At 69.2% G+C, this 11,833-nt stretch carries 10 protein-coding genes and 1 pseudogene; 5 read left to right on the top strand and 6 right to left on the bottom strand.

Annotated features, from left to right (window positions below; genetic code table 11):
- Positions 1–152: 152 nt before the first annotated feature.
- Complete coding sequence (locus ABZX37_RS43015; RefSeq protein ID WP_354749778.1) at positions 153–1,742, bottom strand: transposase; 1,590 nt, start codon at positions 1,740–1,742, stop codon at positions 153–155.
- Positions 1,743–1,886: 144 nt separating this feature from the next.
- Here ABZX37_RS43015 and ABZX37_RS43020 point away from each other — a divergent pair, with 144 nt between their 5' ends.
- Positions 1,887–4,484: a bifunctional FO biosynthesis protein CofGH gene (locus tag ABZX37_RS43020; RefSeq protein ID WP_354749780.1), complete on the top strand. Its 2,598-nt coding sequence runs from the start codon at positions 1,887–1,889 to the stop codon at positions 4,482–4,484.
- On the opposite strand, the gene ABZX37_RS43025 is transcribed toward ABZX37_RS43020, so the two are convergent.
- The 3 genes from ABZX37_RS43025 to ABZX37_RS43035 form a co-directional block, all read right to left on the bottom strand.
- Entirely contained in the window at positions 4,485–5,450 is a 966-nt protein-coding gene (locus ABZX37_RS43025) for a helix-turn-helix domain-containing protein (protein WP_354749782.1), read from the bottom strand.
- Between the two features lie 23 nt (positions 5,451–5,473).
- A complete protein-coding gene (locus ABZX37_RS43030) occupies positions 5,474–6,436 on the bottom strand; it encodes an alpha/beta hydrolase fold domain-containing protein (RefSeq protein WP_354749784.1) in 963 nt (320 codons plus the stop codon).
- A gap of 100 nt (positions 6,437–6,536) precedes the next feature.
- Entirely contained in the window at positions 6,537–7,598 is a 1,062-nt protein-coding gene (locus ABZX37_RS43035) for an FAD-dependent oxidoreductase (RefSeq protein WP_354749786.1), read from the bottom strand.
- A gap of 117 nt (positions 7,599–7,715) precedes the next feature.
- Here ABZX37_RS43035 and ABZX37_RS43040 point away from each other — a divergent pair, with 117 nt between their 5' ends.
- Both ABZX37_RS43040 and ABZX37_RS43045 read left to right on the top strand, forming a co-directional pair.
- Complete coding sequence (locus ABZX37_RS43040) at positions 7,716–8,624, top strand: TetR/AcrR family transcriptional regulator C-terminal domain-containing protein (protein WP_354749788.1); 909 nt, start codon at positions 7,716–7,718, stop codon at positions 8,622–8,624.
- 43 nt (positions 8,625–8,667) lie between these two features.
- Complete coding sequence (locus ABZX37_RS43045) at positions 8,668–8,889, top strand: hypothetical protein (protein ID WP_354749790.1); 222 nt, start codon at positions 8,668–8,670, stop codon at positions 8,887–8,889.
- Between the two features lie 71 nt (positions 8,890–8,960).
- Here the strand turns inward: ABZX37_RS43045 and ABZX37_RS43050 are convergent, their stop codons facing one another.
- Positions 8,961–9,674 (bottom strand): SDR family oxidoreductase, encoded by a 714-nt coding sequence (locus tag ABZX37_RS43050; protein WP_354749792.1) that lies wholly within the window; start codon positions 9,672–9,674, stop codon positions 8,961–8,963.
- 214 nt (positions 9,675–9,888) lie between these two features.
- On the opposite strand from ABZX37_RS43050, the pseudogene ABZX37_RS43055 reads away from it, so the two are divergent.
- Positions 9,889–10,005 (top strand): annotated as a pseudogene (locus ABZX37_RS43055) (helix-turn-helix domain-containing protein); the annotation flags it as partial.
- A gap of 93 nt (positions 10,006–10,098) precedes the next feature.
- Positions 10,099–10,416 (top strand): hypothetical protein, encoded by a 318-nt coding sequence (locus tag ABZX37_RS43060; protein WP_354749794.1) that lies wholly within the window; start codon positions 10,099–10,101, stop codon positions 10,414–10,416.
- Positions 10,417–10,423: 7 nt separating this feature from the next.
- Here ABZX37_RS43060 and ABZX37_RS43065 read toward each other — a convergent pair whose 3' ends face one another.
- A complete protein-coding gene (locus tag ABZX37_RS43065; protein ID WP_354749796.1) occupies positions 10,424–11,722 on the bottom strand; it encodes a hypothetical protein in 1,299 nt (432 codons plus the stop codon).
- Positions 11,723–11,833 lie beyond the last annotated feature (111 nt).

Consider the following 11,833-nt stretch of genomic DNA (forward strand, 5'->3'; position numbering starts at 1 on the left):
CCAACCCCTATCCTACCACTCCGTGGGGTTGGGGGGGGTTTTTCATGTCATCTTTCCCGCCTTGACAAGCACCCCCGAACCGTCAGCACAATCAAGCTTCGGGGTGCCCCACGCAACCAACGGAGCAATGTCGCCGCCAGGCGACGAGCCACTCACCCAGGCGCAAACCGCTCCAACCCGAACAACTCGAACAACGCCTGCTGCCTCGTCGTCCGATCAGACAAAATCCGCCGAGTCCGCGGCCTCCCCCCGGTAGACCGATGCCGCAGCAAAGTCTCCCCAATCCCCCGCAACTGATCCAACAACTCGGCCACCGACAGATTCATCCCAGCCCGGTCCGCCTCCCGCCGCATCAGGTGCGTAACCGTCGCGGCAAGCACAGACACCAACGTATGCACCGCGATCCGATGCGAAGTCCACTCCCACCGAGGCGAAGGCCCGGCCACCGCGGACCCGGTCAGCCACCGAAACGTCGACTCAAGGTACGTCCGGGCCCGATAAGCGGTGACCACCTCGGCAACCGGCCAATCCCGATCAGTCACCAAGATCTGCTTGCCGAAAAACTCCTCCGCCAACCGGGCGACCGCAGCCTCGTCAACCCGCCGCTCCAGCCGCAACTCCCCCGCCCGGTTGCCGGTAAGCGAAGTATTCAGCACCCGCTCCACCCGACGCCCCCGAATGATCCGGGACATCTCCGCGTGCACCTGGGTCCGATCCCCCCGGTGAGTGCCAGCCGCCAGTGCCGCGGCGAGCCCGTCAAGCTCCCGCACCGTAGTGCTCAATTCGCTGGTGAACGCCCGATACTGCGCCGCGTGCAGCGTCGCGGAGTGGAGGAGGACGACGCGTCGGCGGGCGCCGTCCACAGTCGCCACGGTGTCGAAGGCAGTCAGCCCGGCAAACCGTTCCGGATCCACCCGCCGCCGCACCGACGCGGGCCGCGCGAGCAACTCCGGATGATCCGCCAACGGAAGCGACCCGACAAACCCGGTCCGCGCGCCGAGGTCTAGCTGCGCGGCCTGGCCGGAGTGGAAGACCAACGTGTGCCGTTCCCCCAATTCGGCGGCCAGCGCGCCAAAATTCGGGGCACCGTCCCTCCGATAAACCCGAGACGCCAACGGAATCGCCCCATCCCGAGTAACAACCAACCCCAATCCGGCAAGCACATCCTGACAAGCCGACGGCAACGTACAGTCCGCAGCGGTAAACGCAGCGAACTGCGCAACATCAACCGCCAACGCCTCCGTCCCGTCATCGCCCAAGAGATCCAAAACAGCTTCAGCCACAACGGCCTCCACCCCAGCGATCCGCTCCGAATCGAGCCGCTGCAACGCCCGCCAATGACCAGCCGTCGTAAGAGACCCCTTAGGCGGCCGAGGCCGAACAAGATCCTGCGCCAGACACCCAGTCCACCACTCCTCGAACTCCATCTCCGGCGCAGTAGCCCGATGCAACACCGCCAACGCGACATGGAGACCAAGCGTCGGCCGAGCCCGCTGCGCCCCAGCCACCGAATCCACCCGCCGAACAAGGTCGAGCCGCTGCAACGTCCCCCACACGGCGGCGACATCCCCGAACGACCGATGCCGCGCCCCCGCCGCCTCCGGCCCGCCACCGGCCACTGCCGCCGCGATGTCCTCGGCCGTCCCGAGATACCGCTGGCCGACCACGCGAGGCTTGCCGTCGACGCGCGCGGACTCGGCGAGGTAGTAGTACGTCCGCCCGCCGATGCGCTTCCCGATCACTGACGCCACCCTTTAGGTAATACCGGCGCGGACGACCGTCCACAAGCCCGCAACCTGCGCTAATGATCACGCTGGACCCTTCGCGCGCGCGGTGGCGGGCTAAGAGCTGGCTGGTCGCGGCGGCCGGGTCCTAGCGTGGCGGGAATGGAGCCCGAAGCTGGCGTGACCACGCCCACCCCGTCGGCCATGCGCCGTGCGCTCGCCCGGGCGCGAGACGGGAAGACGCTCGACGTCGCCGAGGCGGCCGTGCTGCTGCACGCCCGCGGCGACGACCTGACAACGTTGTCCGACCACGCTTCCCGCATTCGCGACGCGGGCCTCGAAGAAGCCGGTCGCGCGGGGATCATCACCTACAGCCGCAAGGTGTTCATCCCGCTGACCCGGCTGTGCCGGGACCGGTGCGGCTACTGCACGTTCGTCACCGTCCCCGGCAGGCTCGAATCGCCGTTCCTGTCGCCGGACGAGGTGCTCGACATCGCTCGCAAGGGCGCCGAGATGGGCTGCAAGGAAGCCTTGTTCACCCTCGGCGACCGGCCGGAGGACCGCTGGAAGGCCGCGCGCGAGTGGCTGGACGCGCACGGCTACGACGACACGCTGTCCTACGTCCGCGCGATGGCGATCCGAGTGCTCGAGGAGACCGGTCTGCTGCCGCACCTCAACCCGGGCGTCATGTCCTGGCAGGACTTCCAGCGGCTCAAGCCGGTCGCGCCGTCGATGGGCATGATGCTGGAGACCACCGCGCGCCGGCTGTGGAGCGAGAAGGGCGGGCCGCATTACGGTTCGCCGGACAAGGATCCCGAGGTCCGGCTGCGCGTGCTGGAGGACGCCGGCCGCAGCTCGGTGCCGTTCACCACCGGCGTGCTGATCGGGATCGGCGAGACGCACGAGGAACGCGCGGACGCGCTGTTCGCGATCCGCAAGACCGCGCGCGAGTACGGCGGCATCCAGGAAGTCATCGTGCAGAACTTCCGGGCCAAGCCGGACACGAAGATGCGCGCGACCCCGGACGCCGACCTCGAAGAGCTGGCCGCGAACATCGCCGTGGCCCGGCTGGTGCTGGGTCCGCGGATGCGCATCCAGGCGCCGCCGAACCTCATCGGCGACCAGTACGACCTGATGATCCGCGCGGGCATCGACGACTGGGGCGGCGTCTCGCCGCTCACCCCGGATCACGTGAATCCCGAACGCGCGTGGCCGCAGATCGACTTGCTGGCCCGGCAGACCGAGAAGGCCGGGTACGCGCTGCGCGAGCGGCTGACCATCTACCCGGAGTACGTGAAGCGCGGCCAGCCGTGGCTCGACCCGCGCGTCACGCGGCACGTCGCGGCGCTGGTCGACGGGGAAACCGGGCTGGCCCGCGAGGGCGCGATGCCGGTCGGGATCCCGTGGCAGGAGCCGGACGGCGGCTGGCAGGAGTCCGGCCGCACCGATCTGCACACCGAGATCGACACGACCGGGCGCACCGAGGATCGGCGCGGCGACTTCGATTCGGTCTACGGCGACTGGAAAGAGATCGGCCGAAAGATCAAGACCGGTCCGGAGCGGTTCGACACCGACGTACGCGATGCGTTGCGCAGCGCGGAAAAGGACCCCGCCGGGCTCTCCGACGACGCCGCGCTCGCCCTGCTGCACGCCGACGGGCCGGAGCTGGACGCGCTCACGAAGCTGGCTGACGACCTGCGACGCGAGGTCGTCGGGGACGACATCACCTTCGTCGTCACGCGGAACATCAACTTCACCAATGTCTGCTACACCGGTTGCCGCTTCTGCGCCTTCGCGCAGCGAAAGACCGACGCCGACGCGTACACGCTCTCGCTGGAGCAGGTCGGCGACCGCGTCGACGAGGCGTGGGCCGCGGGCGCGACCGAGATCTGCATGCAGGGCGGGATCCACCCGGACCTGCCGGGCACCGCGTACTTCGACCTCGCGGCCGAGGTGAAGCGGCGGCAGCCGGACATGCACCTGCACTCGTTCAGCCCGATGGAGGTCGTGAACGGCGCGTCGCGGACGAATCTGTCCATTCGCGACTGGCTGGTGCGCGCGAAGGAGTCCGGCGTGGACTCGCTGCCGGGCACCGCGGCGGAAATCCTCGACGACGACGTCCGCTGGGTGCTCACCAAGGGCAAACTGCCGACGGACGCGTGGATCGAAGTCGTCACCACCGCGCACGACGTCGGGCTGCCGACCACAGCGACGATGATGTACGGCCACGTGGACAACCCGAGCCACTGGGTCGGGCACCTGAAGCTGCTGGCCAAGCTGCAGCGCGAGGGCGTGGAACGCAACGGGCGGCGCGGGTTCAGCGAGTTCGTGCTGCTGCCGTTCATCCACCAGAGCTCGCCGATCTACCTGGCCGGGCTCGCCCGCGCGGGCACGACGCTGCGCGAGAACCGGGCGGTGCACGCGCTGTCGCGGCTGCTGCTGCACGGCACGTTCGACAACATCCAGAGCTCGTGGGTGAAGCTCGGCGAGGAAGGCAGCCGGGCGGTGCTGCAGGGCGGCGTCAACGACATCGGCGGCACGCTGATGGAGGAGACGATCAGCCGGATGGCGGGCGCGGCGAACGGGTCGTACAAGACGATCAGCGACATGCGCGCGATGGTCGAGCCGCTCGGGCGTCCGTTGCGGCAGCGGACCACGTCGTACGGGACGCCGACGGACGAGCGGATCGCCGCGGCCACCGAGTCCGACGGGGTCGCGACGGCGGTGCGGAAGCCGTTGCTGCCGCTGCTCACGCCGTGATCAACCGGTGCGGTGCAGCCGCCACAGGGCAATAGCCAGCTGCAACCGCAACCGGCCCGCGGGATCGCGCACTGGCCAGCCGAGCAGCGCTTCGGCGTGGGCCAGGCGCTCCTGCAGGGTCGAATGGTGCACTACCAGCGTGTTCGCGGCGGCGCGCAGGCTCGGAGCGCCCGCTACGGCGATCAGCGTGGGCAAGACCCACGGGGCCGTCGTGCGGGCGTGCTCCAGGCTGGTGACGTCCGCGACCGGTTTGGCTCCCGGTCCGACCGCGTCGGCGAGCACGGCCAGGCCGCCAAGGTCGGTGTAGTCCACAACGGACGGTCCGGGGTCTTCTTCGGTTGCGGTGAAACGGAAAGCGGTCCGGGCTTGCTCGCCGGAGACCGGCAGGTCGACCAGATTCACCACAGTTCCCAGCCCGACCCTCGCGTGTTCCGGCGGAGTCCACTGTGGAGGGACGACCAGCGGTACCGCGTCGGCCACGACAGCCCTCGCGGTCGTGCCAAGCCCAAGGCGATGTGCGGCACGGAGCCGGGTCCGCTCGTCCGCTGACGCGTCGAGCACCACTTCGACCGACGCCGGATCGACGACCCGGCCGCGCGTGCGGTCCAGCACGGCCCGGGCGGCCGCGGACGCGCGCTCCAGCACCATCGCGTCCACCGGGCTCGCCGGACCGGGCCGTTCCAGCCACAGTGCGACCGGCCCGTCCGGACGCACCGGTGCGGAAGGCCATTCCGGATCGGGCGGCTCGGCCGCCGGCACGACGCGTCCGTCCGGTTCGACGCGGACACGCACCCGGCGTTCGTCGTCGGCCAGCCGCGCGGGACAGCCGGACAGCACCGCCGCCCCGCGCACGATCGGCTCCAGCCCGGCGCGACCCTCGACCAGCCGGTCGAAGTAGGCGATGACCTTGACCGTCTCGGCCGCGCCGGGATCGAGCGCGCTCAGATGCGTGACCAGCTCCCTCATCGGTCCATCATCGCTCGTCCGGTTCAGCCGAGCAGCCGCCGCAGCCACGGCGTCCGCTCGGCGCGGGCCTGCTGCGACAGCGCCGCCTGCGGAGCCGAGCCGTCGAAGCCGTGGAAGGCGCCGGGCCAGACGTGCAGTTCCGCCTGCACTCCGGCCAGCCACAGCTGGTTCGCGTAGGCGATGACCTCGTCGCGGAACGTCTCGGTGCTCCCGACGTCGAGGAATGCGGGCGGGAGGCCGGACAGGTCTTCGGCGCGCGCGGGCGCGGCGTACGGCGAGACGTCCGGACCGCCGCGAGCGTCGCCGAGCAGCGCCGTCCAGCCGACATTGTTCGCGGCGCGGTCCCAGCTGCCCATCTCCGCCATCTGGATCGCCGACGGCGAGTCGTTGCGGTCGTCGAGCATCGGGTACACGAGCAGCTGGCCGAGCAGTTCCGGGCCGCCCCGGTCCCGGGCGAGCAGCGCCGTTCCCGCCGCGAGCCCGCCGCCCGCGCTCGCTCCGCCGATCACGACGCGGGAGGCGTCGAAGCCGTACTCGGCGGCGTGCTTGACCGTCCATTCGAGGCCGGCGTAGCAGTCCTCGACCGGTGCCGGATGCGGGTGTTCGGGCGCGACGCGGTAGTCGACGCAGACGAAGCCAAGCCCCAGTTCGGTCGCGTACTCCTTGAGGAAGTACAGGTCGCCGCCCTTGTGGCCGCCGATGATCATGCCGCCGCCGTGCAGCCAGTACAGCACCGGGACGTCGACCGCCCCGGCCGGCCGCGCGACAATCAGCGGAATCGGTCCGCGCGGCCCCTCAGCGTCCACTTCGGACACTTCGAGGGCTCCGTCCGCGGTGATCTCGTCCAGGGAAACCTGCCGCTTCGCCGCGGCCGCGCGCACCGCCGGGATCGACTCGAGCGTCTTGATCGGCGGACGCTCGGCCGCGAGCACCTCGAGCGCCGCGGCGAGCTCGGGGTCGAACGGGAGCGGCGGATACGCAGTCATCGCGGGGCCTCCAGAGACTCGGTTGCTGGCTCTCATCCTCGCCGCCTCGAGGCTGGACGCGGACAGCCGGGCGGCGGGAATCTCCCGCCGGATGGCGGGGTCAGCGGGTCAGGCTGATCGCGTTCTTCGCCCGCTCGACCGATTCCTCCGACGCGGGTCCGGCCGCGTTTTCCGTGGCCAGCGCCTGGTTCAACTCGACGAACGGGCGCATGCGGGTCTCGTAGTCTGCTCCGGATTCCGCCAGGATGTACGCGCCGACCAGGGCGAGGCTCGTGCCCTGTCCGGACAGCACGGACGCGCAGTACCCGGCGTCGCCGACCAGCGCGACCCGGCCGGTCGTCCAGCGGTCGAGGTGGATCTGGAGCATCGCGTCGAAGAAGAACGTCTGGGCGTCCTCCATGGCTTTGACCAGCTCGGGAACCGGGCCGCCGACCTCGCTCAAACGCTCGGCGACGAGCCTCTTCTGCTCCGCGACGTCCCGGATCTCGCGGTACTCCGGCTCGCCGAAGCCCAGCGTCACCCGGATCTCCTTGTTGCCGGGAACCGGGTAGACCGCGCCGCCGACGCCCTCGCCCTGGAACCAGATCTGCCAGTCTTCGAGGCCGACGGTGTTGGCCGCCGGGAAGATCGCCAGGTACTGCCCGAGGTAGCGGCGGAACTGGTCCTCCGGGCCGAACGCGAGCCGCCGGACCGCCGAGTGCGCGCCGTCCGCGCCGACGATCAGGTCGAACGTGTGCGGCTCGGCCTTGGCGAACTCGACCCGGCCGGACTCGGCGTCGAGCGCGGTGATCTCGTCGCCGAAGCGGTACTCGACGTCGGCCGCGTTGTGCAGCAGTTCGACCAGGTCGTCGCGGAGGATCTCGATGTCCGCGCTGTCGAGCCTGCCGCTGCTGTAGGCGCGTTCCTCGGAACGGAACACCTCGTTGCCGGACGCGTCGAGCATCGACATCCCGCGCATCCGGGTCCGTGCCGCGCGGACCTGCTCACCCAGGCCCATCCGCTCGATGACCTCCAGCGCGACGCCGCGGATGTCGATCGCCTGCCCCCCGTTGCGCAGTCCGTCCGCGCGCTCGACGACCGTCACGTCGTAGCCGTTGCGGCGCAGCCAGTAGGCCGACGCGCATCCGGCGACTCCCGCGCCGCAAACCAGTGCTTCAGGCATGTCCTCACCCCTTGATACGGTGCATCATTACCCTGATGAACCTGCCCTGACCTGGTTTCCGCTGCCAAAACTGACCTAGTACAGATACCCCGCTGACCTAGTACAGACAGGACACCGATGCCGACCGAACCGCCGTACCTCCGCATCGCTGCCGCCCTGCGCGAGGAGATCTCGCAGTTGCCGCCGGGCGCGAAGGTGCCTTCGACGCGTCAGCTGGCTTCGGCGCACAGCGTCGCGAACGCCACCGCGGCCAAGGCGCTCGACGTGTTGCGCCGCGAAGGCGTGATCCGTGCCGAACCCCGGTCGGGGCATGTCGTCGCTGGTCAGCACACTGCGACCGACTCGAAGCGGCCAACGTTGACCCGGGATCGGTTGGTGCGCACGGCAATCGCGATCGCTGACGCGGAAGGTGTCGCGGCCCTGTCGATGCGCGGACTGGCCGCGCGGCTGGGCGTTCCGGCGATGGCTCCGTACCGGTATCTGTCCGGAAAGGACGAACTGGTTTTCCTGATGGCGGACCACGTCTACGGCGAGATCGGTTACCCGGCCCGGGAGCCGGAGGGGTGGCGGGCGCAGCTGGAGTTGTCGGGGCGCACGCTGTGGGCCGTGCACCGGCGGCATCCGTGGCTGGCGCATCTCGTGCCGCTCACCCGGCCTTGGCCGCTGCCGAACCTGGCCGCGCACAACGAACGCGCGCTGGCCGCGTTGGCGGTGTTCGGGTTGAACGCGGCTGATCTGTGCGATCTGAATGTGTTGTTCTACAACCATATTCAGGGCACGGCGATCCATCTGGAACGCGAGCGGCACGCGATGGGCTCGACGGGGATCACCGAGGACCAGTGGATGGAGACGCAGGCGCGGGGGTATGCGGCGTTGACCGGGTCCGGGCGGTATCCGGTGCTGGCGCGGATGGTGGAGGATCTTGCCGAGGGGTATGACCTCGATCTGGACCATCTGTTCGAGATCGGGCTGCAGGCGCTGCTGGACGGGCTGGCGGTCCGATATCCGGTTGGGAGCCTGACGTGAACCGCATCCGGCTGGTCCCCGCGATCCGCAACGCCTGACTCGCGTGCTCGGCGATGCACCGGACGGCCGGGTGCTGCTGTACGTCTGCCCCGAATGCGAAGACATCGAGTGCGGTGCCATCGCCGCGAAGGTTTCGCGCCGAGGCGACCTCGTCACCTGGCGAAACCCCGGCGTACCGGAAGAAGACGAGGCAGCCAACGAATTCGCCGAGCACACGGTCACCTTCTCCGCGCGCCAGTTCCTCCGTGAACTGGCAGGCCGCTAAGTGGTCAAAGAACAAAGCGGCGACTGGAGAGTCGGACCCGATGCGCCTTCCGGTCGGAGTCACCTCACTAGTCAAGCGTCGGCATGGACACCGATGCCGCCGGAGACCGTGAGGTTGTCGCCGGTGATGTAACTCGCGGCATCCGAGGCGAGGAAGGCCACGGCTTCGGCGATGTCGGCGGGAGCGCCGATGCGGCCGAGCGGGACGTCCCGGGCCCAGGAGCCGAGCATTTCCCGCGAGACCCCCAGCTTGCCGTAGACCGGGGTGTCGATCATTCCCGGGCTGACCGCGTTGACGCGGATTCGACGGAGAGCGAGTTCGAGCGCGAGGGACCGCATGAGGGGCAGCAGCGCGCCCTTGGCCGCGGTCATCGCGGCACCGAGTCCTTCGGCGGCGCCCACGGTGAACACGACCGAAGCACCGTCGTTGAGGAGCGGCAGCGCCTTCTGCAGGGTGAAGAAGCTTCCCTTGACGTTGGTGTCGAACAGGGCGTCGAAGGCGTCTTCGCCGGTTGACTCGATCGAGCCAGGGCGGGAGACGCCTGCGTTGAGGAAGAGCAGGTCGAGGGAGCCGAGTCGCCGGCGCGCCTCGTCCATCGCCTGGTCGAGGTCCGGCAGGGACCGTGCGTCGGCCTGGACCGCCGTGATGTCTTCGGGAGGTCCGGAGCAGGTGACATTGCCGAGGCCGGTGACCATGACGCGGTAGCCGCGGGAGTGGAGCAGTTCGGCGGTCGCCTTGCCGATGCCGCTGGTTCCGCCGGTGATCAAAGCTGTGGGTGCACGCATGATGCGCTCCTTCGCGGAGGTCCGGGCCGGGCTCTGTCCGCAGGACAGCGGGCAGTGCCGGGCCACCAAAATGGCAGCGCACGGCGGATTGGCAGTGACTGCCAACTTCCATGCGACTGTCAACCTGGCAGTCCTGAGCTAGGAAGCCACCTCAGCGACGGGCCCGCCGACCACGCTGTGGGACCGGACGCGACAGCTGGCTTCCAAGGAGATCCTGGAGACGGCGCTGCGCCTTTTCACCGAGCAGGGCTACGACGGGACGACCATCGCCCAGATCGCCCGGGAGGCCGGTGTCTCCCAGCGCACCCTCTTCCGCTACTTCGGAGCCAAGGAGGACCTTCTCGGCGGCGGCCAAGACCGGTTCGGGCAGGTCCTGACGGAGACGATCAGCGAACAGCCCGCCGATGCCAGTGTCTGGGAGGCTTTGCGCGCCGGGATCGGGGCCGTACTGGCCTTGCACGACAGCCGAGAGCAGGCATTGGAGCGGTTCCGCCTGATGCACAACACGGCCTCGCTGCGCGCCGGCTGGCTCGAAAAGCGACTGCGGTTTCAGGAAAACCTGCTGCCGCTCATCGAGGCCCGGATGGACGCGGCTACCGGCAACGAAGGCGCGAAGGCCCGCGCGATGATCGCGACGGCATTCGCGTGCCTGGATGCCGCGACGATGACGTGGGTCGTCAACGACGGCAAGGGCGAAATCATGGACCTGTACGACGAGTGCCTGGCCGCAGTGCGCGGTTGAGCCGCCGCTAAGCGGTGAGCTTCAGAATGTCGATCCCACGCTTGTTATCCGCCACATACGCGTACCCGTCATGCCAGTACGGCGCCCACGAAGCCGCGTCCGCTGGCCGGAAGTACGCGATCTGCGTCGGGTTCGACGGGTCGCTCACATCCAGGAACCGGGTCCCCTGCGCGTAAAACGACTGCACCAGCACATGCCCGCGCAGGTCGAAGTAGTGCGCCGAGCAATCGTCGGACACCGGGTCGCTGCCTTCCTGTCCGGCGACTCCCCAGGTGCCGATGCTGCGCATCCGGAACGGCTTCGCCGGCGTCGACCGCCAGCCTTCGCCTTGGTACGAGCCGTCCAGCGAGGAAATTGTCAGAACGCCGTCGCCCGCGCAGCCGGGGAGGAAGCTTTCTTCGGTGGCGTACACGAGGTCGTGGCCGCGCCAGGCGCCGTCGTCGCGCGCGCCGACCGGGTGGAAGCTGTTGTGCATGAACTTCGACGGCGCGGCGGTTTCCGACACTCCGCCGCCCGCGTACGGCACCGGCTTGAGGGCGGTCGCCCAGCGGTAGCGGTTCTGCACCGGGTCGTGGTGGAGCCCGGACGTCCAGTAGCCGCGCACGCCGCCCGCGCCGGACACCCACGCGACGCCCATCTTGTCCACCTGCACGTCGTGCACGTAGTCGGTTTTGCCGTCGTTGCGGGCGAGTTCGATCGGGTCCGGGTACACCTTCGGATTGCGCGGGTTGCGCACGTCGGTGACCCAGATCGGCCTGCCGCCCCAGTCCGCGGGCTGGTTGTCGGCCTTCGCCGGGCCGCCGGTCCAGAGGTAGCGGCAGTCGTCGACGCAGCTGGTGGTGTGGCCCGCCGGGACCTTGACGTAGCTGAGGATTTCCGGCTTCTCCGGATGCGCGACGTCGACCACGTAGATCCCGGACTCGCCGGTGTGCGTGTTGCCCTTGAACGCGCGCGGGTCCCGGGACAGGAACACGAGCTTGCGTTTCGCGTCGACCTCGGTGTCCTCGGTCTCCCACAGCCCGGGCAGGCTCAGCTCGCCGATCGCGCGCGGCTTCGCCGGATTGTCCGTGAGGTCGTAGACCTTCAAGCCGAACTGGCCGGACACGACCATCACGTCGCGTTTGCCGTAGTTGAGGAAGTTCGCCGAGATGGCTCCTTGCGCGTCGGGCACATTGCCGACCGGCTGCACGCCCTTGATCGCGCCCGGGTCGCCCAGTGAGTGCTTCGCTTCGGTGACCGGCTTGTCGTCCTCGCAGGCCGCGGCGGGCAATCCCGTGGCGACCAGTGTCGCCGCTGCCGTCGCCATCGCCAGTCCGGAACGAATCCACCAACGGCGCACGCGAAACCTCCCGGAGACCCCAGTGTGACTGAAGTACTTTAAGACGGTCCCTAACCGGACACAACCGCCTTTAGTGGC

Source organism: Amycolatopsis sp. NPDC004079, assembly GCF_040610415.1.
Lineage (GTDB): Bacteria > Actinomycetota > Actinomycetes > Mycobacteriales > Pseudonocardiaceae > Amycolatopsis > Amycolatopsis halotolerans.